The sequence below is a fragment of the Cytobacillus citreus genome (genome assembly GCF_018343665.1).
Taxonomy (GTDB): domain Bacteria; phylum Bacillota; class Bacilli; order Bacillales; family Cytobacillaceae; genus Cytobacillus; species Cytobacillus citreus.
The window spans coordinates 464,328-490,235 of sequence record NZ_JAGYPM010000003.1; the positions used below are offsets into that span (position 1 = coordinate 464,328).

At 35.4% G+C, this 25,908-nt stretch carries 26 protein-coding genes; 4 read left to right on the top strand and 22 right to left on the bottom strand.

Annotation, left to right across the window (positions count from 1 at the left end):
• Positions 1 to 13 precede the first annotated feature (13 nt).
• A complete protein-coding gene (locus KHA94_RS13910; protein WP_213102730.1) occupies positions 14 to 1,084 on the bottom strand; it encodes a class I SAM-dependent methyltransferase in 1,071 nt (356 codons plus the stop codon).
• Between the two features lie 231 nt (positions 1,085 to 1,315).
• Positions 1,316 to 1,951 carry an MBL fold metallo-hydrolase gene (locus tag KHA94_RS13915; protein WP_213102731.1) on the bottom strand — a complete coding sequence of 212 codons (636 nt, stop codon included), beginning with the start codon at positions 1,949 to 1,951 and terminating at the stop codon, positions 1,316 to 1,318.
• A 385-nt stretch (positions 1,952 to 2,336) separates the two neighbouring features.
• Between KHA94_RS13915 and KHA94_RS13920 the strand changes: the two genes are divergently transcribed.
• Both KHA94_RS13920 and KHA94_RS13925 read left to right on the top strand, forming a co-directional pair.
• Positions 2,337 to 2,828, top strand: coding sequence for a hypothetical protein (locus KHA94_RS13920; RefSeq protein WP_213102732.1), 492 nt, complete (start codon positions 2,337 to 2,339; stop codon positions 2,826 to 2,828).
• Positions 2,829 to 2,928: 100 nt separating this feature from the next.
• Complete coding sequence (locus tag KHA94_RS13925) at positions 2,929 to 3,102, top strand: DUF2759 domain-containing protein (protein WP_213102733.1); 174 nt, start codon at positions 2,929 to 2,931, stop codon at positions 3,100 to 3,102.
• A 294-nt stretch (positions 3,103 to 3,396) separates the two neighbouring features.
• Here KHA94_RS13925 and KHA94_RS13930 read toward each other — a convergent pair whose 3' ends face one another.
• From KHA94_RS13930 to KHA94_RS13985, 12 genes are all read right to left on the bottom strand, one after another.
• The gene (locus KHA94_RS13930) at positions 3,397 to 3,714 is read right to left on the bottom strand and encodes an MTH1187 family thiamine-binding protein (protein ID WP_213102734.1); all 318 of its coding nucleotides are present in this window, start codon (positions 3,712 to 3,714) and stop codon (positions 3,397 to 3,399) included.
• A 24-nt stretch (positions 3,715 to 3,738) separates the two neighbouring features.
• Positions 3,739 to 4,884, bottom strand: a complete 1,146-nt coding sequence (locus KHA94_RS13935; RefSeq protein WP_213102735.1) for a YqgU-like beta propeller domain-containing protein — start codon at positions 4,882 to 4,884, stop codon at positions 3,739 to 3,741.
• Positions 4,885 to 4,996: 112 nt separating this feature from the next.
• Positions 4,997 to 6,184 (bottom strand): M14 family metallopeptidase, encoded by a 1,188-nt coding sequence (locus KHA94_RS13940; RefSeq protein WP_213102736.1) that lies wholly within the window; start codon positions 6,182 to 6,184, stop codon positions 4,997 to 4,999.
• 213 nt (positions 6,185 to 6,397) lie between these two features.
• Positions 6,398 to 8,299 carry an LTA synthase family protein gene (locus tag KHA94_RS13945; RefSeq protein WP_213102737.1) on the bottom strand — a complete coding sequence of 634 codons (1,902 nt, stop codon included), beginning with the start codon at positions 8,297 to 8,299 and terminating at the stop codon, positions 6,398 to 6,400.
• Between the two features lie 375 nt (positions 8,300 to 8,674).
• Complete coding sequence (locus tag KHA94_RS13950) at positions 8,675 to 8,875, bottom strand: YqgQ family protein (RefSeq protein ID WP_213102738.1); 201 nt, start codon at positions 8,873 to 8,875, stop codon at positions 8,675 to 8,677.
• A gap of 30 nt (positions 8,876 to 8,905) precedes the next feature.
• Positions 8,906 to 10,453, bottom strand: a complete 1,548-nt coding sequence (locus tag KHA94_RS13955; RefSeq protein WP_213102739.1) for a rhomboid family protein — start codon at positions 10,451 to 10,453, stop codon at positions 8,906 to 8,908.
• Positions 10,454 to 10,750: 297 nt separating this feature from the next.
• A complete protein-coding gene (locus KHA94_RS13960) occupies positions 10,751 to 10,948 on the bottom strand; it encodes a hypothetical protein (RefSeq protein WP_213102740.1) in 198 nt (65 codons plus the stop codon).
• A gap of 111 nt (positions 10,949 to 11,059) precedes the next feature.
• Complete coding sequence (locus tag KHA94_RS13965) at positions 11,060 to 11,839, bottom strand: DUF92 domain-containing protein (RefSeq protein ID WP_213102741.1); 780 nt, start codon at positions 11,837 to 11,839, stop codon at positions 11,060 to 11,062.
• Positions 11,832 to 12,404, bottom strand: coding sequence for a 5-formyltetrahydrofolate cyclo-ligase (locus KHA94_RS13970; protein WP_213102742.1), 573 nt, complete (start codon positions 12,402 to 12,404; stop codon positions 11,832 to 11,834). The genes KHA94_RS13965 and KHA94_RS13970 overlap by 8 nt, the downstream gene beginning before the upstream one ends.
• A gap of 131 nt (positions 12,405 to 12,535) precedes the next feature.
• Positions 12,536 to 12,685 carry a 50S ribosomal protein L33 gene (gene rpmG, locus KHA94_RS13975; RefSeq protein ID WP_057771568.1) on the bottom strand — a complete coding sequence of 50 codons (150 nt, stop codon included), beginning with the start codon at positions 12,683 to 12,685 and terminating at the stop codon, positions 12,536 to 12,538.
• A 76-nt stretch (positions 12,686 to 12,761) separates the two neighbouring features.
• Complete coding sequence (locus tag KHA94_RS13980; protein ID WP_213102743.1) at positions 12,762 to 13,376, bottom strand: hypothetical protein; 615 nt, start codon at positions 13,374 to 13,376, stop codon at positions 12,762 to 12,764.
• A gap of 36 nt (positions 13,377 to 13,412) precedes the next feature.
• Positions 13,413 to 15,194 carry a glycosyltransferase gene (locus tag KHA94_RS13985; RefSeq protein ID WP_213102744.1) on the bottom strand — a complete coding sequence of 594 codons (1,782 nt, stop codon included), beginning with the start codon at positions 15,192 to 15,194 and terminating at the stop codon, positions 13,413 to 13,415.
• Between the two features lie 299 nt (positions 15,195 to 15,493).
• Between KHA94_RS13985 and KHA94_RS13990 the strand changes: the two genes are divergently transcribed.
• Positions 15,494 to 15,874: a hypothetical protein gene (locus tag KHA94_RS13990; RefSeq protein ID WP_213102745.1), complete on the top strand. Its 381-nt coding sequence runs from the start codon at positions 15,494 to 15,496 to the stop codon at positions 15,872 to 15,874.
• 4 nt (positions 15,875 to 15,878) lie between these two features.
• Positions 15,879 to 16,355, top strand: coding sequence for an MltG/YceG/YrrL family protein (locus KHA94_RS13995; protein ID WP_213102746.1), 477 nt, complete (start codon positions 15,879 to 15,881; stop codon positions 16,353 to 16,355).
• Positions 16,356 to 16,392: 37 nt separating this feature from the next.
• On the opposite strand, the gene phoU is transcribed toward KHA94_RS13995, so the two are convergent.
• The 8 genes from phoU to KHA94_RS14035 form a co-directional block, all read right to left on the bottom strand.
• Positions 16,393 to 17,052 (bottom strand): phosphate signaling complex protein PhoU, encoded by a 660-nt coding sequence (phoU, locus tag KHA94_RS14000; RefSeq protein ID WP_213102747.1) that lies wholly within the window; start codon positions 17,050 to 17,052, stop codon positions 16,393 to 16,395.
• An 18-nt stretch (positions 17,053 to 17,070) separates the two neighbouring features.
• Positions 17,071 to 17,835 carry a phosphate ABC transporter ATP-binding protein PstB gene (gene pstB, locus KHA94_RS14005; RefSeq protein WP_420828169.1) on the bottom strand — a complete coding sequence of 255 codons (765 nt, stop codon included), beginning with the start codon at positions 17,833 to 17,835 and terminating at the stop codon, positions 17,071 to 17,073.
• A gap of 100 nt (positions 17,836 to 17,935) precedes the next feature.
• Complete coding sequence (pstA, locus tag KHA94_RS14010; RefSeq protein WP_213102749.1) at positions 17,936 to 18,814, bottom strand: phosphate ABC transporter permease PstA; 879 nt, start codon at positions 18,812 to 18,814, stop codon at positions 17,936 to 17,938.
• On the bottom strand, positions 18,815 to 19,723 hold the full coding sequence (gene pstC, locus KHA94_RS14015) for a phosphate ABC transporter permease subunit PstC (RefSeq protein ID WP_213103254.1): 909 nt from the start codon (positions 19,721 to 19,723) through the stop codon (positions 18,815 to 18,817).
• A gap of 269 nt (positions 19,724 to 19,992) precedes the next feature.
• A complete protein-coding gene (locus KHA94_RS14020; RefSeq protein WP_213102750.1) occupies positions 19,993 to 20,979 on the bottom strand; it encodes a PstS family phosphate ABC transporter substrate-binding protein in 987 nt (328 codons plus the stop codon).
• Positions 20,980 to 21,178: 199 nt separating this feature from the next.
• Positions 21,179 to 23,290: a peptidoglycan D,D-transpeptidase FtsI family protein gene (locus tag KHA94_RS14025; RefSeq protein ID WP_213103255.1), complete on the bottom strand. Its 2,112-nt coding sequence runs from the start codon at positions 23,288 to 23,290 to the stop codon at positions 21,179 to 21,181.
• A gap of 503 nt (positions 23,291 to 23,793) precedes the next feature.
• Positions 23,794 to 25,011 (bottom strand): MFS transporter, encoded by a 1,218-nt coding sequence (locus tag KHA94_RS14030; RefSeq protein WP_213102751.1) that lies wholly within the window; start codon positions 25,009 to 25,011, stop codon positions 23,794 to 23,796.
• Positions 25,012 to 25,133: 122 nt separating this feature from the next.
• Positions 25,134 to 25,742, bottom strand: coding sequence for a superoxide dismutase (locus tag KHA94_RS14035; RefSeq protein ID WP_213102752.1), 609 nt, complete (start codon positions 25,740 to 25,742; stop codon positions 25,134 to 25,136).
• Positions 25,743 to 25,908 lie beyond the last annotated feature (166 nt).

Sequence of the window (25,908 nt, forward strand, 5' to 3'; positions counted from 1 at the left end):
GATCATCGCTTTTTTATTTTTTCCGATTTTCTTTTTCTTGCAGGATAACATGAAAGGATGAGCTTATTCCAGAAGGCATAATTAGACTGCGAATAGCCCTATTTCTCCTACTCACTTCAGAAAAGGGATTTGGATCATAATGATCCTGTAAATCCTCTAAAATTCCTGATGTTAGTAAAAATTCATCTTGCCTCCATTTCTTCGTAAACTGAAGTCCATACTTACTTCCTTGACGAATGAAGGCATCAAAATGAACATGACTCGTTATATCCATTTCTCCGGGATATAGAAGGATATTATTCATTTGCTGATGTCGATAATAGCCTCTTAGACTGCCTTCACTTCTCCATGGTTTCTGCCATTCCTCATTCGTATAGCCATAATCAACGGTCAGAACCATTCCATTAGCAAGTACATTGGCAATGCTACAAACCATATCCTCCATTTGTAAAGGAATCTCAATTCTTTGACCGTCTTTTATTTTCAATCCACTTTCTTTTAAAAAGGTTAATATTTGCTCGTTTCCCAATGGAACTACAATCTCCGTAAGCTGATCATTTTTAACTGTGACCATTATTTCCATTAATTGTCCATTTTGATTTTCGATGACGTGAACGGGAAAAGCATCAAATAGTTCATTCGAAAAAATCAGTCCTTCAAACGGAGAAATTTCCATTAAGCTATCTATTTGTTTTACTCTTTTAGAAAAAATGATTTCGTCCTGCTGTAGCTTTCGATGATGTGGACTTTCCTCTAAAATAAAATAATGAAGCGGTTCAGTTGATATTTTATTCCATTCATCAATAAATGCTTTGGCAAAACGCCCTGTTCCTGCACCAATTTCACATATAGAAGCCTTGAGCTTATTTGCATTCACTTGATTATAAAACCATTTTGCTATTGATCTCCCATAAATATCTGACATATTGCTTGAAGTAATAAAATCCCCATCGCGTCCAATCTTACACTTATCTTGCATATAATATCCATATTGAGGATGATAAAGGGCAAGCTTAATATATTCTTCATATGTAATTCTTTGTAATGGGCTTTTCAATATCCATTCTTTAAAAAAATTTATCATATTTGCTCCTTTTTACGTTTTCACCATTGACATAGTGATAACTTTATTATATTTTTATTGTAGTAGCTTAACTATATCCCCTCCCATTATATGAATAGAACATCCCCCAGAAAAGCCCTTCTCTTTTGAGAAGGGCTTTTCTATTTTGAAAAATAAGATGGAGATTATCTAGAAGTCTGTTGTGAGCATTAAAAGAATCATGAGATAACCTATTTGATTATTTATATTTTATTAAAAGCCATTAAGAAATGGATTGGAATCCATCTCCTGTCCAATCGTTGTAGCTGGTCCGTGTCCAGAAAGAACGATCGTTTCTTCTGGGAGTATTAATAATTTATCATGGATACTTTTTATAAGTTGATTATGGTTTCCGAAAGGAAGGTCTGTACGCCCAATACTCCCATTGAATAGCGCATCACCGGCAATGACTAAGTCTGAATCTTGGAAATAGAATGATAAACTTCCCGGAGAATGTCCTGGAGTTTCTAAGATTTGAAAAGTGAAATCTCCAATTGTCATTTCTTGTTCTTCAGAAATAAAATAATCTGCTGGCTTTCCACTCACATTCTTAATCATCTCATAACGCAAGGAGCCATTCAATGCTGGATCAAGCAACCAATCAGCCTCCTTTTTATGAATATAAACAGGAATGCCGAATTCTTCTTTAATATCCTCTACCGCTCCAATATGATCAAAGTGGGCGTGTGTAAGAATTATTGCATGAGGCTTCAATTGGTTACGAGAAATAAAGTCGCTAAGCTTATCACTTTCTTCACCTGGGTCAAAGATTAAACATGAATTGTCTTTCTTTGACAATACATAACAATTTGTTTGTAATGGTCCTAATGGTATCTGATTCCATTTCATGTGAATACCTCCATTCGATCGATTGATTAGATTTATTTTACACTAAAGTTAATAAAAATTTAAAGAAAACTCTCTCAAGAAAAGATAATCTGTTCCTACTTCTTTTTTTCTAATGGCTGTGTTTAACCTCAGTGTTGATAATGCTATTTTGTTGTTGATTTTCGCTGCAGGCGCGAGATCCTTGAAAATGCATTCGCATTTCCTTCGTGCAGTGTTTATTCGGGGAAGATTATTCAACGTCCTGCGAGAGAAGCGAGTCAAAGGGAGACCCCGCAGGAGCGCTCTTCGACGAGTATGGCTTCCGGCCCGCCCGCTACGCTTTAGTGCCTGTAGCGGAAATCAACAGGGAAGATTAACATGAAATAATAATCTCAAGGAGAAAAATATGAAAATAATTTTTGCTGTTGAAGCAAACAATATCATTGAAGAAGTTCCTGAATTTATGGAACTCCTTGTAAAAGAAACAAAGGTATTTGATTTTCATGATCTAACCTTTATGTTTGAAACATATGCAGAGGCAAGTCATGCAGAAGAACTACTGCGAGAGGCTGACCTATTAGAAAATCATTTCGAACTTCTTCTCGTAGATAATGGAGAAAAGGGAGAAACTTTTTTTGACTTTGGAATTGAGACTCCCAACAGAACTTATCTTCTAAAGGATCTGCTTTGCTCTTTTTCAATTATTGGTGGAGATTATGATTCCATACGTATGGCAGTATTACAGGTCGATGAACATCTCATTTATAAAACAGTCCATGAAAAAGAAACAGTATATTTCGTTGAATCTCATTTAATTGAATTAGTAAAAGGGATTGCAGATGCTTACGACATAAAAGTGTCATTTTTTGAACTCGACAAACAAGTGAAAAAAATATAGAATATAATACGAGTGTATAAGTAAGTTTACATACAGTTTTTTATTTTCAATTAAAAAGGCATTTGCCTGCTGATTATTATTTAAAAGGGGGCTATAAATAATGGGACTAGTTATTATCTTCGCATTAGTTGCAGTTCTCGCTGCAATTGGTACATGGACTGCGCTTAAAAACAAGAATATCCTAGGCATTGTATTCGGAGCCGGTTCGTTTGTTGTTTTCGGCGGTTTTGCTTTATTGACACTTATTAACAGTGGATACCCTGCAGTACACTAAGAGATGCGTAAGCGCCTTCGGAATGTTCCGAAGGCGCTTACGTTTGTGCCAAGCCCTTATTAGCATAAGACAGCCTTACGAAAAGATTGTTCCTTTTGACAAAGACACGACCAATGCCTAACTTTTTGGTCGTACGATGTGTCGCTTCCAAAGATTTCCTTTCCCTGTCGCGCTGATGACTAGTTCGTCCTATACGTCGGGGGTAGCTGCTTGTGATAGATAATTTTCTAGCTTGAAATAGCTATAGTTTTATAAAGTTGAGGGCTGTCCAAACTATCTTAGACAGTCCTTTTTCTATTCATCATTTAATTGACTGACAACTCTTTCAACCTTTTCTTCCATCCTTCTTTTTACATCCCTACGATCATCAATACGGATATTTGTCGCTACCCTCATTAACCCATTTTCAAATGGAACCTCATGCATGGACTGAATGACTTCGAATAATACTGGCAGCTCTCCTTCGATAATAGTATTCATCGGTGTTAACTGATATCTGATATGCCCTTTTTCTTCATACCCCTTTAATACACGTTGAATATCGGCTACATAGCTGCTGACACTCGGTGTACTTGTTCCTATTGGTATTACAGTTACATCAACAATTGCCATGCTAAATCATCCTTTTTCTTTTTTTTAGAAATCCTTTATAAGTGGTAATACTTTTTTTGATTGTATGTCAATCAGCTTTTCAAAATTAAAGCCATATAAACAATACTTCCCATCAGGTGAACAGTTCAACGGTTCATTTTTTAAATTTTCCATGACCATTTCTTTCTCACCTTTTACTGCATCAAACGACCATAGCTGAAATCCATCACGATATAAATCAGCTTCTGTACTTAAAAGAGGCTGTAAGGTAAAAAGTTGATTTTCTGCATCAAAATCAAAATAAGGTACAAGCCAATCAGAATAGCGTGTCAAATGCGGAACAGTAAAGGACGAAAGCTCTTGCAAATCTTTAGAGAGAAAGGTATAAACAGCCTCATCTGATGCGCTTGAGTTTACAGTAATCGTCATAATTAAATCCTTAGCGGCTTTAGCATAATAAACATCTTCAAGGAGCATTTTTTCATTTTGCTCGTTTATGCTTTTTTTTACAAGTGGAGCAAAGAGAGAAACATCTTTTTGATCCCAATTTAAATAAATGATTTCATCCTTCCCTATCCAATTAACAAATGGCTCCTTATTATGGATCTCGTCAAACTTTTTCTCTTTAATATTCATTTGAAACATCGAAAAATCCCAATTCTCCGCAAATGCTGAAATAAGCATCAAGTTTTCATCGTAAGGATTCCACTCGAAAGCAAACTCATATGCACTGATCCGCTCAGACATTAATTGTTCGCCTTTTGGATTAATAATCGAAATAATTCCTTCATATGTACTTGGAGCGGAATGGATTAGAATGTAATTACCTGATGGACTAGGGACTACTGAAGATATTGGTACCTCACTCTCAAAGATTAATGAACTATCGCCTGTAAAAACATTATAAGTATATACATTTGACCCTAGCCCTACGTTTGTCATGTAAATAATGGTTTCATTATTTAACCAGCCATATATTGTATTAAATTGCCCATTTTCAATTGGTATAGGGGTCATAATTTCATTAGAAATAAACGAGTGAGGAATGGCTTCTTTACCTAGTGAATGATTATGCTTCTTTACAGGCTGCACCCCAACATCTTTTTCATGTTGGCATCCAAATAAGATAATAAGGGGGATTGTACATAAAAAAAGAAACATTCTGATGCTGCTATTTTTCCTTTGCTCCAATTCCTCACCCCATTTTCCTATCATATACTTATTACGAACGAAAATACAAATTGTTTCATATTTAACAAAGAAAAAGCCGGAATAACGGCTTTTTCTTAATCCAAAACTAATTCTACATGTATAATGCTGCTAGGTAAATACCGAGAACCTCTTCAAAAATTTCATCAAATTGTGATAACGGTAGAGGATTAATTCCTTTTCCCATTTCTATTGTAAAACCTGGTTTACGAAATTCCTTTATAAACCAATCTTTATACCCGGCAAAGCTATAAATATATTGTACTGATTTATAACCGCTTACTCTAGAAAATTCTGCAGCAAGAACTCTTGATTCAGGAGGCTCTAAACCTTCATAACCCCAGTAAATTTCTTCACCCTGAGTATGAAAAGCAAGAACACGATTAAATTGGCGATTTTTTGTCAAATCCGCCATTGCAATTGCCTCAGGTTCAGTCAATGGCGCTGTCCCTGGGTAGTCTCTTGGTGCTGGAGACTTCTCAGGTGATCTTTCTTTCTCGATCTCCCATTTTGCCGGAAATTGATCGTTTAAATCAACCCCCCTTATGTTTGCTTTCCAACCTGAGAAGTTTGTACTTCCTCGATTAATATTTACTACTCGCTCTCTAACTTCTGGAGAGGGCCCGTTAAGAACTAAATCGACTCCATCGGGATTAACCATCGGTACTATTGAAATATTTACCGATTGATATAAGGGCATTGTTTGAAGTCCTCTTATCGGTTTGATATTTGTTAGCGATAAGAGAAAATAATTTAATAACGCCATTAAAACACTAGAGGTAATCCATTCATTTGCATGAATGGAAGCATTAAAATGCACTTTTTTCGTTCCGTTACCAAGTTGAATCTCGTAAATAGGCATCCCTAATATAGTGTTGCCAATCGTAGTCACCTTAATAAACGGAAATATTGCCTGTAGACTTCTTATATCCTCTGTTACTGCTTCGTAATTATAATTCTTCATTCCAGAGACTATAGGTGTGATGACCCTCTTAGGAATAAGTATTGTTGAATCTGTTTGCAGCTGATTTGGGTTTATATTTTGATTAATTAGGAGCAAAGCATCAACTGACAGATGTTTTGCTACACTTATCTTCCATAATGTATCGCCTTTTTTTATTTTATACGATTGTGTAGAAAATCCGGGTATATGTACCTCCTGTCCTATAAACAAGGAGTTCGGTTTGATACTGGGATTAGAATCGATGAGCAAATTAAACGGGATCATAAAAAGGCGACTATAATACCATAAAGTATCTCCAGAACGTACTTGAACTCTCATTTCAATCACCCTTCCTTATCCATTCATTTTTATGTAGGATTGTAGAAAAAAATGACAGGACTTTATGTAAAACATTAGCGGTAAAGAAACTGTAAGAGGACAATTGTTCTTGCAATATTTATTCGCAGCAGGCTTCCTTGTGAGTAATACATTTCTTTAACTCGAGATAAGTATTTGAAAAAAGAAAAAACCTGCAAATCGCAGGTTTTCTCACTAATTAGAATCAATTTTAATATCATTACCAAATGAATTTGAATTTCTAGACTCTACATCTTCATAGAACCGAAGCAGATCTCCATAAATAATCTTATCAGAGTATTCTAACTCATTTTTCGCTTTTTCAATATATGGTTCACATGCACTGTTATCTGTAGGTTCACCTGTTTCTTTGTTGTAACAAGTCTCACGAGTATAAATATTATTTTTTGTAATAAAGCTTCCATCTCGTAATACAGTAAATTCCAATTTATCCTCAGAGAATAAATCTGATCCAAAATTAATATTATTTTTCGTATTAATTCCTAATAAATGAAGAATAGTTGGCTTTATATCAATTTGACCAGAAACAGTTGAAATTGTTTCACCTTTTTGCCCAGGTATATGGATGATAAAAGGTACTCTCTGCAACTGAGTGCTAACAAATGGAGTCACTTCTTCTCCTAAAAATTCACCCATTGCTTTGTTATGATTTTCAGAAATACCATAGTGGTCTCCATATAGAACGATGATTGAATCATCATATAGCCCTTCTGTCTTTAATCGTTCAATGAATAGTTTTAAAGCTTCATCTTGATAACGGACTGTCGGGAAGTAATTATTCAGCGTTTTATTATTCGATGTATACGGCTCAATAAATCGATCTTCTTGATCTAATTCAAATGGAAAGTGATTCGTTAAAGTAATAAATTTCGCATAATATGGCTGTGGCATTTCCTTCAAATGCTGAATAGATTGCTCAAAAAAATCAATGTCCTTTAATCCCCAGCCTACAGAATTTTCATCTGTCACTTCATAATCAGGAAGTGAATAGAATCTGTCATAACCCAATGATTGATACATAATATCTCTATTCCAGAAGCTCTTATTGTTGGCATGTAAGGAGGCTGTGAAATAACCATTATTTTTTAAAATATCAGGTGTAGCAGTATATTCATTACCAGAATGTGTAAAGAAAACAGCCCCACGACTTAATGGATAAAGAGAATTTTCTACAAGAAACTCTGAGTCTGATGTTTTTCCCTGAGCAGTTTGATGGTAGAAATTATCAAAGTAATAGCTTTCTTTTATAAATTCATTCAAAAACGGCGTTATTTCTTGACCATTTACCGTTTCATTAATAACAAAACTCTGAGTAGACTCCAATGAAATCAAAATGACGTTTTTATTCTTCGCAATTCCAAATAAATCATCATTTGGTTTTTTATAATTTGCATTGATATAGTTATCAATATCTACTAACTCACTGCCATCTGCCAATGCCCTCTGGGCAGATGATTTGGATTGAAGAAAAGCATCATAAAGATGATAGTTATATGTCCCAATATTTTTGACTAGCATTTCACGGTCAAAGGTTCTAGTAAGAAGCTGTGGACGTTCAGTTTCAGCTAATCCAAGATTAAAAAAAGCAATGGCGATTGCAATAAGGAAAAATGCTCTTCGATCCACCTTGGAAAATTTTCTTTGTATGACAAATTTAGGTTTTAAAAATACAATTAACACCAAAATTATAACATCAGCAAAATAAAAAATATCAGTGAATTTCAATAATTCACTCACACTACTACCTAAATCATTCATATTACTCGTTTGAAAAAGAACTGGAATCGTTAAGAAATCATTAAAGAACCTATAAAAGACTACATTTGCAAATAATACTACGGATACGAGAAAGCTTGTTATGAGTATGTAGCGTTTTTGATTCTTTTCTTTCAAAAATAAGCTTATTCCAAAAACAAAAAGCAAAAAGCTTAATGGGTTAATAAATAAAATAAATTCCTGTTTCCAATTTTCAATTTTAATATCAAAGCTAGTTTTGTACGTAATGTACGTTTTTAGCCAAATGAGCACTATTGCAATACCTAAAAGTGATATCCTTGACCACTTGAAATTCTTCATAATAAGTATTACCCTCCCTGTTTTCAAAGAACAGATATGGAATTTTTTGTCGTTTTTTCACAATATTAGGATAGATCATTTTGAATCAAACATTATCTTAATACTTTTTTTACAAAAAATCAAATGAGAATTTACCATATTTTTATATAATTATAGATTGTCTTTTATTCTCTTTTCCCTAAGTATTAGACGATTGAAACCTTTAAAAGTTTCGTATTTGTCCACTTTTTGGAAAAATAATTCCTCCGTCATGAATCATTTTTCCTTCAAATAAAAAAGAGAATCCGCTTTGATCACGAATTCACTTGAATTTTTCAGACCTAAAGTCCTATACAGTTTATGTCAGCCAAATCGCCACAATAAGCCCAAAAAGGATCAGCCTTTTTCTTTTAAAAACTGAGCCTCATGTCTTAGTAATAAAATTGCAGTTTGGTAATCTTTTGTTTCAATGAGCTGTGATTGATAAAGCTCCTTAATTTCAGCCTCCATCAGCTCTAAATCTGCAACCCTGTCACCAATATAGATGATTGTTCCAAACCTTTTTAGGAGTTGTTGAATATCGTAAATTGTTTTCATTCTGTTCCCTCGTATCAAAAAAAGTAAATTTTATTGATTATTCTGTTCGTTAATCCGTTGCCATAATTGCTTATATTCCTTTTGATCCGGCATTAATTCAACGGCCTGTTTGGCATATTTTTTAGCTTCCTCAATATTCCCCTCCTGGATATAGATAAGGGCTAGATTATAATATGCCTCATGAAAGTCTTTCCTTTTCTTAATCGCTAGATGCAAATGCTCTTTTGCTTTTGAGAGATCATTTGTTTTGATTTCTGCATATGAAAGCAAAAAATAAACTTCTGCAGATGCTGAGCTTTCGTTAGAATATTCATGCAGTATGCTTTTGACTTTATCATATTCTTCCATCTTCAAATAGTTATCAGCCATAACGATTGCAGATTGCTCATTCAGTAATCTTCCAGGCTCATTAAAGCCAAATTTCAATAATCCAGTTATCGTTAAAGCAGTTATTACCAACAATAAGAGCTGCAGCCATGGCTTTTTTTGCTTTGGAAAATGTACAATACCAGTAGCCAGAAAACCACCGATTAGCCCACCAATATGTCCAGCATTGTCAATACCAGGCATAGTAAATCCGAAAACAAGATTAATCCCTAGAACAATGATCATATTAAAGCCCATTGTTCTGAAAAAAAGATTTGGATAAATGACTCCAAAGTAAAGCATAGCACCAAAACATCCAAATATGGCTCCACTTGCTCCCGCAGATAAATTCTGACTAAAGATAAAACTTGCTAATGAACCACAAAACCCTGCGGTTATATAAATAAATAGAAATCTCATATTGCCAAATATTCTCTCTACTGCTGTTCCTAGATAATAAAGCGCCAATGTATTCATCAATAAATGCAGCAAGCCAATATGAAGAAAAATCGGAGTGAAAAAACGCCACCATTCACCTTCTAGTATTAGCGGGTTAAACTTAGCGCCGTACTTTATTAAGTTAGATGTATCTGTACTTCCTCCCTTCCATTCCAAGAAGAGGAACATGGCTATTTGTATAGCCATAAACATATATGTAAAGAACGGCTTTCCATACTCAAAAAGAGATTTTTCCTTCTTTGAGCGATTAGATGCTGCTGATAATGCAGCAAGCTTAACTGAGTCTACTTCTTGCTCTGTATACCCTTCCTCATTAATAGGAAAGGTTATTGCTTTTTTGAAAATCGTGCCGAGTTCATGGAAACCTTCTCCGTAATGCGTTCGATCGAAAATAATGGATTTTACCTTTGTTTTTTCATTACCTGGTTGAACAAAAGGTTTCTCGATTCTAAATGCGTATTCATCAACTGGAGGATGTGAAGACACGTATAAATTAATGACATTCATATCTCCTTTTAGTAACTGCTTACGAATTCTTTCACCATTCATTGCGGTAAGCTCAATATCTTTTTGCATCCAGTTGCTCCAATCTAAATTATAGCGGAGCAGCCTTATGACCTGTGCCTCTTTATTCTCCATTTTTTCAAGCCATAACTCATTATGCTCTTCCGATAATTGAACAATTCGGTATTCATGAACTGAAATGAAATAATGTGCAAGCTTCCAAAAAACATATTCCTCTTGAAATTTCAAATTTCCCCCTACTCTCTATCAAAACATACTTCATTTTTATTAGTCTAGATTCAAAATAACTACTTAAGATTTAGAAAAAACTTGGCATTCCTCAAAATATCCGACAAATGCTTAACTTTTTATATGATCTTCTCTGAAGAAACTTAATCAAAATTTCATTTTTTACTTTAATACATTAATAAAATAAACCAAATCTAAAAGAAATTAAAATGATATTAAAAAGCTTTATTTTAAATATAGGCAATATCGCTTCTTTTTGTAAAGTTAAAAGAAAAAAAGACCTTAAACAGGTCTTTTCTAATGCAGCTCGGCAGGGCCTGATGGGAAAACCATTTTCATCAGCCTATTCCTTACCCAAGGAATCCCCATGAATACGCTGACAAGAATACGCCGTAAAAATGCATTCTTAAAAAGCATATTCATAGCGCGATAACGGTTTTGGAAAATAAAATAACTGCCTAAGCCTATCAAAATGATAGAAAAAATGCGTCCCATAATCATCCCTCCTACATTTAGTTTGAGATGAATGTCTCGATTTTATCCATCATACTGTCATGTACTTATTCAATATTCTAATAAGCATACATCAATAGTGTATGAAGAAAATCAATGAATGAAAAGCATCCCAAGTAATGCAGCGAAAAAACCAGAGAGAAAGTTTACAAAGTCGTTATTCATAATTAGTATGCCTCGTTTATGGGTTGTTTTAGCACCACAATGATGAATAGCTTCTACTTCAGTTCTACATATTTCACATTTATATACAGCCTGAACAAAAGCCCCCAGCAACGTATCTATTACATTGCCAATAAACCCGAAAGCAAAAATGATTGTCATTTCTCCAAAAGAGAAATGAAAAAAATAATTAGCGAAAATCACAATTGTAAATGCCCCGCAAATAGCTGCAAATGTCCCAAGCATGCTCATTGCCCCAGATGTGCCAGCTTCAATCCGTTTGAATGAGCGTATATAAATCGGGGGTCGTTTACTTAAAGATCCAATTTCAGAAGCCCATGTATCCGAGTTAGCAGCTGCAATGGAAATGACGAAGCCGTAAATCCAAAGTGAATCGGGAAAAAAAATATTTAGTAGACTGATTAAAGCAGCAGTACCTCCATTAGCTGCCACCTGCTGCCAATCTCTGCGGGAACCTTTTTCGTGTCGGTCCTCAATTTTAATTTTATTTTTTCTCTTGTACTTAGACCAAAAGCTAGAGCTTGCAAAAAAGAAACCAAGCAAAAGCAAACCTTCGGCCCCAAAACTAAGACCGACAGTGAGCCCAATGATGAGGGCTGCAATACTGCCAGATTTCGTAAGTAATTTAAGAAAAAATCCACAGACAGAAGTCGCTCCAATAAATAGAATAAGAAAAATGACTTCAATCATTCACGCTCAGAACCTTGCTCGGGGTTATGATCTTATTAACAGGCCTATCATGATACTCAACTGGCAAATCTGAAATGATTTGAGGTTGAAATGCGAGGGAAGCTGTACGGCATTTATAATCTGTTAGATAACGGTCATAATAGCCTCCTCCAAAACCAAGTCTAAAACCTTCCTCGGTAAAAGCTAGGCCAGGTACAATTAACAAATCAATATCACTTTTGGAAACTTCTTTCGTTTCAGCTTCAATTGGCTCAAATAACCCTGAATAAACAGATTCTAATTGATCAAATTGACAAAATGTACGAAAGACCATTTCTCTTATCTTAGGTAGACATTTAGGAATGACAATTTGCTTTCCCTCTTCCCATGCCTTTCTAATTATTTGATATGTATCAACTTCTGGTTGTTTAGAAATGGTTATTCCTATCGTCTTAGATTCTTTCCAATAAGGATCTTGAAAAAGATTTTTTGCAATTAAATAGGAAAAGTGTTCATACAGAGGCTTTTCTATATTTTCGAGCTCGCCCATTACTTCCTTTCTCAGGAACTGTTTTTCATTTTTCATTTTTCCTCAGCCCTTTGTTTTCTAGATATGTGCAATAGCCATAAAGGCAATTCTATTGATTAGAAAAACTTGATGCTCACCAAGATATCCGTCGAATGCAACAAAAAAAGCAGTAGGAATAACCCCACTACTTATTTTGTCTCACGATGAGTTGTAGAACGCTTTTCTCTTGGGCAGTATTTTTTAAGCTCAAGACGATCTGGATTGTTTCTTTTATTTTTTTTAGAAATATAGTTACGATCTCCGCATTCTGTGCAAGCTAACGTAATATTCACACGCATGTAATTTCCCTCCAAACTATATATGACTAGTTCGTTCATACGACTTTTCTATAATAGCATTTTTCAATTGGAAATGCTAGTATGTTTTTAAAAGTGCCTCGTTTAATTTTATTAATTCTACCTCATTTCTCCCTTTTATCATCCATGTTTTCCCTTCAAAGGTTTCTATTCCCTTAAAATTAATATTGTAAAGAAGTATACTTGCTGCATTGCCGTTAGCCATCGGGTTATATTTTAGCTTTCCCATTTTTGAACAGGACCAAATTCTATCCATATAAATATCCCAAATTGGCTGCACCGAACAAGCTTCCCTCACCATCCCATGACAAAATCCATCTATTAAATAAACTTGATTATCAATCAAATGGAAGACAGCATTTTCAGTAGGTGAAATAAATGAAAAGTGATTATAGTCTTGATGTTGATACCTATTTTGTATGAGCAGCTTAACATTTTTTGATTGCTGATAATGATTCGTGATATTTATATTAAATGATTGTAAATCCGATCGACTACTCTCTTGCTCTACATCCACAGAAATGCCTTCTTCTTGCATTAGTTCTTCTGTCCCAGATGTCAGCCAATACGTTTTCCCTTCAATCCAGATGCCTGGAATCATTTCTAATCCTTCTTTATTGCTACTTATAAATTTTCCCATCCTATATGATGGAATATAAGTATTTAATTTCATCAGATTTCACCTCTAGAAAATTTTGTATGTATTTAGTCATAATGGGTTAATATCCCCTACTACAGATGATGAATTTACCTTATTATTTATAATTGCTTCTTTATAAACTTTATTTGTTTCTTTTGCGATTCTTTCCCAACTAAATACGCTCTCAACCATTTTTCTTCCATTACTTCCTATTTTCCGAGCTTTAGATTCATTTTCTAAATAGGTAACTACTTGTTCGAGCAAACTATCTGAGTTACCAGCTTCCATTAATAATCCATTTACTTCATGCTGTATTATTTCTTTCAAGCCTCCTGTATTTGAGGCAATAGTTGGAATTCCTTTACTTAATGACTCTATAGCAACAATCCCAAAGGGCTCATAGCGACTAGGAAAAACCGCAATTGTGCAGTTAGAAAAAAGTGCGTTTTTTTGTTCATCTGTGACAAAACCTATAAAGAAAACGACGTCTTGGAGACATTTCTCAATCACTTTATTCCTGTATTCATTTAGCATTGGTCCCTTACCAGCAATAATAAAATACAAATCTGGATAGATGAGGTGCAGTTTATATGCTGCTTCAATTAATGTATCAAAGCCCTTTTCCTTAACAATGCGACCAACAGAAAAAATAAGCCGCTTGTTTTTTTGTATAGGGATTGCTGATAAAACTTCTTTAGTTATTCCTTTATGACCTTTTTCTTCAATTCCATTTGGTATCGTCCATATCCTTTTATCTTTCTTCATTGAAAATACATGATGGAGTTCTTTTTTCATATAGGTACTGCAGACAATTAGGTGTTTCGTATGATGAATCAATTGCTGTTCCTTTTCATAAATAAACCTTTGAAGCTCATTGTATATTCCATTGTTTCTACCAAACTCAGTTGCATGAATGGTTACAACAAGAGGTGCTGCTATGAATTCCTTCAGAGTAAGTCCACAAGCTCCCACAAGCCAATCATGCGCGTGGATTAATGAAAAATGATGGATTTTTGATAATTCCATTACCTTTTGAATCATCGCTAAATTTAGCCCACCAATCCAGCTCAGAAAATCATTGTCTTTTTCAAGTAATGGGTTTACTCGATAAATATGGATTCCATCACTGAATTCTTCCTGTATCTGATGATTAGGATTTGCAGTGATTACATGTACTTCATAGTCTTTTTTATGTAATCCTCCTGCAAGGCCATGTACATGTCTTGATAAACCTCCAATAATGTATGGCGGATACTCCCATGTCAATAAAAGAATCTTTTTTCGTTTGTGATCTTCATGTAGAAAAATAGTCGTTTTATCAAATGGTTTTTTTAAATAAATATTCGGTTTTTTAATTTGACACGAGAACTGTCCTCTCTCATAGATAAAGGAAGGATAGCTCTTCCCATAATATGAATATGTGCTCACTAAATCGTTCCAATTCCTTCTAGCATCATTATTTTTGGACGAAGAAGATACTTCAATTTCATTTTTATCCTCAAAGATAGCCTTGTTTTCCCAAGTTCGAACAGTATTGGATCGTAGCAATGGGAAGAATTGATTTTCTGAGATCTTAATTCCTACTTCTACACAATAATTTCGATTTGCCTTTAGATTTTTAAATTTCCAATTTTCTTGGCTTTCCCCGATCATTGCCTCTAAATAATAGTGAGCGTTACTGCCATCAAAAATAATACTTGTAACATCATAGATCCTTATTGCACTTATCATTGATGTAAATAATAGTTCAAAATAATTTTCAACTAAGCTTATGATAAAATCTGGAACTTTCCAAGTAATAGATAATATATCCTTTGATACCAAACTTACATTTATTCCTTCTTCCATCATCCCTACACCTCAATGTTTCTTTCACGTATCTCAAATTGATTCCATCAATATTGTCCTAAATAAGTATGATATGAGTAATAGAGACAATTTATTCCTCTTTTTTATAGTTTAATGTTATCATTGAAAACTAACTCTCACAACGAACGGAAATTGTCGTAATCTGCGTTTCTATCTAAAAAATACGACAAAAAGGATTCTTTCTTTCTTCATATGAATATTTTGAATCGAAGTTTGTCGTAAATAATGGTAAAATATTTAAGAAAGGGAAATATCCTGAAGAATTAATTGAGGTGACATATTTGGAATTTGTAATGATCAGCTTACTTGCTTTTGCTATAATTCTTTTAATTTTTTCCGCTTTTATGAGGGACCCATATAAGAGCATTCGAGAAGAAATAGACCAGCTCACTATGCAGCAAATACAAGATATGTATGTGATAAAGAAGAAATTAAAGGTTCTTGAAGAAGAACTGCTAGTCAATGACGTCGATTTCCAGCCTGCTCTTTCAGTTCAGCAATCACCTAGCCCAAAGCAGAAAAAAGACATTCATGAAATAATAAAAAATCAAGTTTGGTCTTTAGCACAGCAAGGTTTAACCGTTGACCAAATCGCTAAACAATCTACTTTGATGCCAAGTGAAGTCGAATCTATTTTAGTGGAAAAGATCGGAAGAGGGTAAAAGTATGAACAAAAGGAGCATCCGTGCGTTTGCATTCGGAATTCTGATTACCGTATGTATTCTAGGTTCATTTTATTATTTTTTTGAGGATGGAAAAAAGGAACAACTAAATATTAACGAAGCAAAAGCATTGTTAGATGAAAACGGATTTATTGCAGTAGATAAGGAAAAGTATGGTAAAATGGAAAACACCTTAAAAAAACTAGATAAAAAGGAAGCTGAAAAACCACAAAAAAAAGAAACGGATAATCATCCAAAAGATGTGGAACCAACCTCATCTTTCACCCTTGAAATTGTTAGTGGCATGGTTTCACATGACATTGCTTCTATGCTAGAGGAGAAAAAATTGATTGATGATGCAGACCGTTTTGAAACATATCTTGAAGAAAACGGGTACAGCAAAAGAATTCAGCTCGGAACCTTTGCAGTAAAAAAAGGAATGAGCTACAAAGAAATTGCTAATATCATAACAAAAAGCTAAAGAAGCACATATATGCTTCTTTAGCTTTTTTCATCATTTATTTATTCAAATCGTACTGTCGCCCTTTAACAAGAAATAAAATACTTTCAGCAATATTGGTTATGTGGTCCGCTGCTCTTTCAAGATAACGGCATATAAAGGATAGCTGTAAAATTTGGGGCAAATATTCAGGCTTCTGTAAGTTGATTTGCATTAAGTCTCTAATCGTCTGACCATATAAATCATCTACCGTGTCGTCCATATCAGCTAGCTTCTTTGCTTTTATAATATCTTCATCATTAAATGCCTCTAATGATAGTTTTAGCATTTCTAACGTAATTTTATGCATTTCTTTTATATGAACAATCGGTTTAACAAGCGGCTCAGAACCAATTCTAATCGTCGATTTTGCAATGTTTACAGCAAAATCGGCAATTCTTTCAATATTAGCCGCAATTTTTATGGCAACAATGATACGTCGGAGATCAATCGCAACAGGCTGCTGCTTTGCAATTAACAAAATGGCAAAATCATTGATGTCTTCATACATAAGATTTGCGTTAGAATCATCATCGATAATTTCAAGAGCCATTTCAATATTTTGTGTTTCAAGTGCTTCAATTGATTTGGAAAGGGCTGTCTCTGCAAAACTTCCAAGCTCCAGCAATTTTTCTTGTAATTCTTTTAAATCTATATCAAATTTTCCACGTACTGGCATTGGTTTGCATCTCCTTCATTAACCGAATCTACCTGTGATATAGTCCTCTGTCCGCTTATCAGATGGGGTTGAGAAAATTTTATTAGTGTCAGTGAATTCAATAACCTCTCCATTAAGGAAGAATGCAGTTTTATCAGAGATCCGCGCTGCTTGCTGCATATTATGAGTAACAATAATAATACTGAATTCCTTTTTTAATTCTTGTACGAGTTCTTCCACTTTTAAGGTTGAAATCGGATCAAGAGCTGATGTTGGTTCATCCATTAAGATAACATCTGGTTCAATGGCAAGACATCTTGCTATACAAAGACGTTGCTGCTGGCCGCCTGATAGCCCATAAGCATTCTGATGTAGCCTATCCTTAACTTCATCCCATATTGCAGCACCTTTTAAACTTTTCTCTACGATTTGATCAAGAATTTTTTTGTCGCGGATACCATGAATTTTTGGACCGTATGCTACGTTTTCATAAATAGATTTAGGAAAAGGATTCGGCTTTTGGAATACCATTCCAACTTTTGTGCGCAGCTCTTCTACACCGTATGAGCGATCAAAAATATTGCGGCCGCGATAGGCAATTTCACCTGATGTTTTCACACCTGGGACTAATTCTATCATACGGTTTAATGTTTTAATATAGGTCGATTTCCCACAGCCTGATGGTCCAATAATAGCCGTAACTTCGTTCTCATAAATATCTAAATTAATATTTTTTAGAGCATGATTTTCCCCGTACCATAAATTAAGCTGGTCTGTTTTATAGACTATATTTTTATTTTCCATTTCAACCTGTTTTTCTTCACCTTGAACAATTCGAACCCTTTGTTTTTCCATTGTTGCATTCATATTAAAATATCCCCCTCATCCACTTTAACTTTAATGCCTAAAATCTTTTTTGATATTTATTTCGAATTAATACAGCAATAGAGTTCATTATAATTAGCATAACAAGAAGCACGATGATTCCAGCAGCTGCTAGAGATTGAAATTCTGCTTGCGGCCTTCCAGTCCAGTTGTATATTTGCATAGGCAATACAGTAAACATATCAAAAACTGATTTTGGCAAAAATGCTAAGAATAACGGAAGACCAAGCACTACTAAAGGAGCCGTCTCGCCTATAGCTCTTGATAATGCTAGAATCCCGCCTGTCAATATACCTGGAATTGCAGCAGGTAAGACAACATGAACAATTGTTTGCCATTTTGTTGCACCCATTCCAAAAGAAGCCTCTCTTAATTCTTTTGGAACGGATCTTATCGCTTCCTGTGAAGCAACAATAATAATTGGAAGAACTAGTAAGCTCATTGTTAAACCGGCAGCTAAGACGCTTGTTCCAAGTGAGAGAGCACGAACGAAAACAGTTAGTCCCAATAAACCAAAGACGATTGATGGAACGCCTGCTAGATTTGAAATATTCACTTGAATAAAACTTGTAAAGCGGTTTTTCTTCGCATATTCTTCTAAATATATGGCCGTTCCAACACCTAAAGATAAGGAAATAGGCGCCACTACCGCCATTAACCAAATTGTTCCAACCAAAGCAGTTTTAATCCCAGCCTGTTCTGGCTTACGTGAAGGAAGGCTTTGGAGAAACTGCATATCAAGATAAGCGATTCCTTGAGTGAATATCCGATAAAGTAAAATTCCTAAAACTAGCAAACCAAACAATGTAGCTGCAAAAAACAAAGATTTAAAGAGAATGTTTATTACTAGTCTAGGTTTCATATGCTTAACAACTGATGTGTGGTTAATTAGTTTCATTTAATACTCCTCCCTGAAACGACGAGAGATAAACTGGGCAAATAAGTTCATCACTAATGTAAAGACGAAAAGTGTAAATCCAACCGCATAAATGCTGTAATAAATAGTTGTTCCATAACCAGCATCACCTTGGCTTACCTGAACGATATAGGCTGTCATCGTTTGAATTGAACTAGTTAGATCCCAACTCATACTAGGTGTAGATCCGCCTGCAACTGCTACAATCATCGTTTCTCCAATTGCCCGGGAAACAGCGAGGACGACTGAAGCGATAACACCAGAAATAGCAGCTGGCAGAACAACTTTTAAGGAAACTTCCAGCTTAGTTGAACCTAGGGCGAGTGCCCCTTCGCGCATTGAATTTGGTACTGAAGACATTGCATCCTCAGACAAAGATGCGATCATTGGTGTGATCATAATCCCAATAACGATCCCTGGACTTAACGCATTAAATATTTCAAGGGAAGGAATGAATTCTCTCAATAACGGTGTAACAAATGTTAAGGCGAAAAATCCATAAACGATAGTAGGAATTCCTGCTAATACTTCTAATATCGGCTTTATGATTCTGCGAGTTCTATCTGATGCATACTCACTCAAAAAAATCGCTGTAGCTAATCCGATTGGGATCGCTACAATGGCAGCAATCCCTGTTACTTTTAAGGTTCCTACAACAAGTGGCAAAACGCCATACGATCCTTGAGTAGGTGAGAAAGGATACCATTTTGTTGACGTAAAGAATTCTACAATCGAAACTCGGCTAAAGAAAGTAAATGTTTCAACTATTAGTGTAAGTACGATTCCAAGAGTTGTTAGTACCGAAACAATAGCTGTAAATAGCAATAGTATAGGAACGATTTTTTCAATCGTTGAGCTTGTATTCTTTTTTTGTTTTTTTACCTGAATCATTTCCTGTACGGAAAACGTCTTTGTTGAATTTTGCAAAATGAAAACCCCTTTCACCCTAAAAGCGGAAGCGCCTTGCTCACCCCCGACAAGCACAAGTCAAGCCTCTCGGAAAGGTGTTCTTTACCTTTCTGGGAGGATTGGCTTGTGACCTCGAGGGGGTAGGCGCTGTAGCTAGACAATTCTCTAACTCAAAAAACTTTCCCCATATATTATCAAAAACAAGAGGAGAAGCACTAAAAACGTGCTTCCCATCATTTCTGTTTTGGATCTTACTTCAGACCTTCAAGTGTTTCTAAGGCCTCTGTATATTCTTCATCCTTTAATTTAACGTAGCCAACATCTTCTGCAAGCTGAGCTGCATTTTCAATTGTAAATTTAACAAATTCATACACTTCTTCTTTTTTAACAGAATCATTTTTTACATAAGTGAATAATGGACGTGATAATGGAGCATATTCTCCACTTTCAACAGTTTCATTTGTAGGCTCAACCGGGCCATTACCTGCATCGATTGGCACTACCTTCAATTTATCTTTGTTTTCAGCATAGTAAGCATAGCCGAAATAACCAATTGCATTTTTATCCCCTGAAACGCCTTGTACTAAAATGTTATCGTCTTCAGAGAGTGTTGCTTTTTCAACTAACGGTTGTTCTTCTAGAATAACTTCATCGAAATAGTCGAAAGTTCCAGAATCTGTACCAGGTGAGTAGAATTTAATTTCTTCTTCTGGCCATCCCTCACGAATATCAGACCATTTCTTAACTGTTCCATCTTCTAACCACATTTTCTTTAATTCATCTACAGTTAAATAATCAACCCAAGTATTGTCCTTGCTTACAACAACGGATAGTCCATCATTTGCTAATTTTAATTCTGTATATTCAATTCCTTTTTCCTCTAACTGTGCTTTTTCTTCATCTTTTATTGGACGAGAAGCGTTACTCATATCAGTCGTTCCAGCAATAAAGGCTTTAAAACCGCCACCTGTACCAGAGGTCGCAACAGAAACTTTTACTCCAGGCTGCTCCGTATTAAATTCTTCAGCTACAGCTTCCATAATCGGAAATACAGTAGATGATCCATCAATATTTATTTCACCTTGAAGTTGCTTTCCTTCTTCATTAGCTTGCTCAGTATTGTTTCCTTCAGTTTGAGAACCGCTGTTTGTTGTTTCTTCTTTTGACCCACAAGCTGAAGTGAATGCTAGCACTGCTCCAATCATTGCTGAAAGTGCCAAGAATTTAAAGCTTTTCATTTCTTAAATTCCCCCTAAAAGATTTGGTTGTTTTGTCCTACATTTAATAGAATAATACTCAAGCATTAATCTGGTTTTAACAAATTGTAAAGGTTTTGTAAATTACGTTGTAAAAACGAATGTTTTTATAAATAAATAAAAATGGAATAAAAAAAGCCTGCCCCCTAATAATTAAGAGACAAGCTGTTTGCAAGCTATACTATTGTGCTTCTTCGCCTTCTGGCACATTTTCTTTGTTTTTATCATCTTGGCTTGATTGTGCGGCATTTTCATTCCCATTTTGTCGCTGCTTTTTTAGGTCAAAATAAGTATCCATAACACGTTCCGCAATTTCAAGATTCATATAATGGCCTCTTCCTGAATCATATGCCCATGGAACGAGAACAGCAATCGCAATTTCTGGCTCATCCGCTGGTGCATAGCCAACGTAGCTTAAATTAATGACTTCATGAAGCTCTTTTCCATATTTTTCTTGTTTATCAGGTCCATCGTAAAATGCTTGAGCAGTCCCGGTCTTTCCAGCAGGGTTATAGTCTTTGTCTCCGAACCAATGGTAGGCTGTTCCACCTGGCTCCTGTGTAACTCTGCGGAATCCGCCTTGAACCCTATCGAACCATTCGTCTTTCCCATCAGCACGGTTAAGTACTTTCGGAGAAATTTCCTCAACAATTGGACCGATCTCATCATTTTCCATTAAAGGCTCATGAATCGATTTCACAATATGGGGCTCCATCCGGTTGCCGCCATTAGCAATTGTAGAAACATATTGGGCTAGCTGCATATTTGAATACGTATCATACTGACCGATGGAAAAGTCAAGAAGTAAACCTGTTGTTTCAGCTGGCCCTTTAAATCCAATTTGTTCATTCGGAAGGTCTATTCCAGTTCTCACACCAAGACCATATTGTGCAAAGGAATCCCTCATTGTTTTCATTCCATACTCAAGATTCAATGGTAAAGGACCATTTGGTATATACTTACCACCAGCTATGTTAATAACCGTGTGGAACATATATATATTCGAGGACATTTTTAGTGCATCACTATCATTGACAGGACCAAGGTTTTTCCAGGATTTTTTCACAGGTGTATTTAGAATATGCATCGGCTTGTCATAAAAAGTTGTACCTGGCTTGATTGCCCCAGTATTATACCCTGTCATGATTGTTGCTCCCTTGACTGCTGAACCGACGTTATATGTCATCGAAATATTGCCGAGTGCGTCATCCTGTATTTCCTTTTTTCCTGTTTCCTTATCTTTAACTATTTTCTTGCCCGCCATTGTAAGTACCTCACCAGTGCGCGGGTCCATAACCACAACATTAGCACGATCAAGCAATGACGTACCACCTTTAGTTTTTTTTGTTTCATTTATCTCTTCTTCAATGATTTTTTCCGTTGCTTGCTGTAACTCCATGTCTATACTAAGGACAAGGTCGTTTCCTCTTTTCCCTTCCGTTATAGGAATCGTTTCAAGAACATTACCCGCCTTATCAGTAACATTTTTGACTTTCGCTTTATGACCATTCAGAACCTCTTCATACTGCTGTTCTATATAGCTCTTCCCTACCCGATCATTTCGACTGTAACCCCTTGCTAAATAATAATCAAGCTGCTCTGCTGGCAAACCTTCATCAGAATCTGTTACCTTCCCTAGAACAGACTTTAAAGTTGAACCAAATGGATAATATCTTTCCCAATCTGTTGTTGTATCAACACCTGGAAGAAGCTGTAGATTTTCACTTACAACTGCAAATTCCTCAGGCGTTACATCTTTATTTTTTACAATTTGGGGTGTCAAAGCATATCCAGTTGAAAACTCTCTATATATGGCAAGAATCTCTAAATCCTGTTCTGTGAGCTCATTCAGCTCTTCCTCTGTAATGCGATTAAGCTTTAATTGATAAATCTCTTTATCTAATTCTTTTCCCTCATATTTTCCCTTCAATTTATCAATTTCTTTTTTTGAAACCTTTTCATCCGCTCGCTCCTCATTTTTCATAATCCAGTAATCTTTTTTATCTCTCTCTTGGACCTTTTTTGTGTCCATTTCTATGCGCATAGCAAGGTCCTCTGCTACTTCAAGCATTTCATCCTGTTTAACTCCCGTACTCTTCGTATAGGTAATGGCATTTTGCGGTTTATTATCAACGACTACCTTTCCTGTCCGATCATACATCTTTCCCCGTGGTACAGGATTATTGACAGTTACATCCTCTGTTCGCTCTATCTCCCGTTTATAATCGTCTCCATACACAATTTGAACAACACCTAATCGAAGAATCAATATAGAAAACAATATAAACACCATCAAAAATAAAATGTTCAAACGGAATGGAACATGTGACTTTTTCTTCTTTTTATTTTTATTCAATTTGAATCTACACTTCCTTTAAAAAGGTTAACTTGTTTATTCCCCTCATACCATTCTATAAGAAATCATTCATTTATTCTAGAAAGAACCTATAAGAAAATAGCTGGATATTTTTTAAAAATATGTGAGCTGGTTGGATTTTTAAGAAATCGGCTCTTATCCTAAGGCTGTGCTAAAGCTCAGTGTTGATAATTCTATTTTGTTGTTGATTGTAGCGAAAGGCGCGAGATCCTCGAAAATGCATTCGTATTTCCTTCGTCCAGTGTTTATTCAGGGAAGATTATTCAACGTCCTGAGGGAGACGCGAGTCAAAGGGAGACCCCGCAGGAGCGACAGGGACTTCCAGACCGCCTGCGATCGCGAAGTGTCTGCAGCGGAAATCAACAAGGAAGTTTAACAGAGCCTATCCTTAAAAAAGAGAAGAGGATCATACTCTTCTCTCATGTTGATTGAAAATGGATTTTTCGGATAAAGAAATAAATAATTGAATGGCCGGCACCAAGAAAAAGAAGAAGAATAGGAATGCCTTTTTGTTCATCAAAAAAGGTAATTACTACTAGGAAGCACAGGACAGAAAAGACTCTGCCAGAATTGACGAATAATTCTCTTACGACAATATATTCTATTCGCATTTCTGCAGCCTTCCATCCTGTTCCGATCACATCATAGGTCATTGATATATACGGGACAAGTAAAAGAGGATACGCGATGGCGATTGTAGCTCCATAGATAAGCAATTTGGAGTAGCTTATTTCAAATATGATTAAAAATATGGCGGCAAACAATATGATTCCACCAATTAATATTGCCTTTTTCCGATACTGTTTCTTAAGTAAACGTGACACAGCATAGTATGCAATAAATGAAACCCCGGAATTAACTAGTCCGTAAGCCCCTAAAGCTAATTCACTGCCGGTTGAAATAAAGACGAAGACTGATATGACAAAAGCAAAGGTACCTTCACGAAGACCTTGAAAAAAATGAGCATTTGTAATGAGCCGCCAATTCATATTATTTTTTCGTTCAGAAACTATTCTTCTAAACCAATACTTTCCTTTTGCAGGACGTCTTTTAATAAAAAAACTTAAAAAAACTGCAAGCGAAAATAGACCAAGTGAAATTCCAAAAATGATTGAATATCCCGTGAATTTTTCCAATTTCGAAATAATGAAGCCAGCAGCAATTGGGCCAATCATTCCACCTATAGAAGTTAAAATTCCAAGAAACCCGTTAAAGAAATCTCGATTTTCAGGTTCAGTAATTTCAAATGTTAGTACGTTGAATGCCAGCCAGTAAAAACCATAGCCTATTCCAAGAAGCGTTCCTAACAGAAATAAAAATTTCGAAGCATTCGTTCCAATGATTAAAACAGCTAGGTAAAATGCAGTTAGAAAAATAACTCCGATCCTAAGCACGATTACACGGTCCACTTTTTTCGCCCATCTGCCCGCTAAGATAAATGTCAATGGCTGTATCACAACGACTGTTAGATTATATAAACCTAAATCCCTGAACTCTCCTGACTGCTTCCAAAGATAAATATTCACAAATGTATTGGATAGAGCGACACTTAATGAATATAATCCACCAATTATAAGTAATAATCCTAAATCCTTTGTTATTTCAACATCACCGATCAATTTCTTTACCTTACTCATAAAAAAACTCCCCTTTGCATCTAAAGGGTAGTTTCCAACAAATCCAGTTCTCTTATACAATTTTTTAGGGTTTAGTTAGAAAAACACGGCAGAGACACTCTCTGCCGTGTTAAGTAATGACATTATTTTGCAGCACTATAGCGTTTTGAAACCTCATCCCAATTCACAACATTCCAGAAAGAATTGATGTAATCTGGACGACGGTTTTGATATTTTAAATAGTAAGCATGCTCCCAAACGTCTAAGCCTAAAATTGGCGTCTTACCCTCCATTAAAGGAGAATCTTGGTTTGGAGTACTTGTTACTTCAAGCTCGCCATTGTTTACTGCAAGCCAAGCCCAGCCAGAGCCGAAACGTGTAGTAGCTGCTTTTGCAAACTCTTCCTTAAAGCTTTCAAAGCTGCTGAATTTGCTATTAATTGCCGCTGCTAAATCACCAGTAGGCTCTCCCCCGCCATTAGGAGAAATAACTTGCCAGAATAATGTATGGTTTGCGTGTCCGCCGCCATTATTACGTACAGCAGTACGTACAGCATCAGGTACAGCATCCATATTTGAAATAACATCTTCTACTGATTTAGAAAGAAACTCTTCATTTCCTTCTAAAGCGTTATTTAAATTTGTTACATATGTGTTGTGGTGCTTTGTGTGGTGAATATTCATTGTTTCTTTGTCAATATTTGGTTCTAATGCATCGTAAGCATAAGGTAATTGTGGTAATTCAAATGCCATTATACATTCCTCCTATGTAAATAATTATTAGCCAATTAAATTATTCTAGAGTTCTTATTATTCTGAAATTAGAATGATTCTTCATGGCTATATTTGTAGATTACCAAAGAAAGAAAATCGTTTCAATCAAAATGCTTAATTCCAAATATACATTTCCCGATTTTAA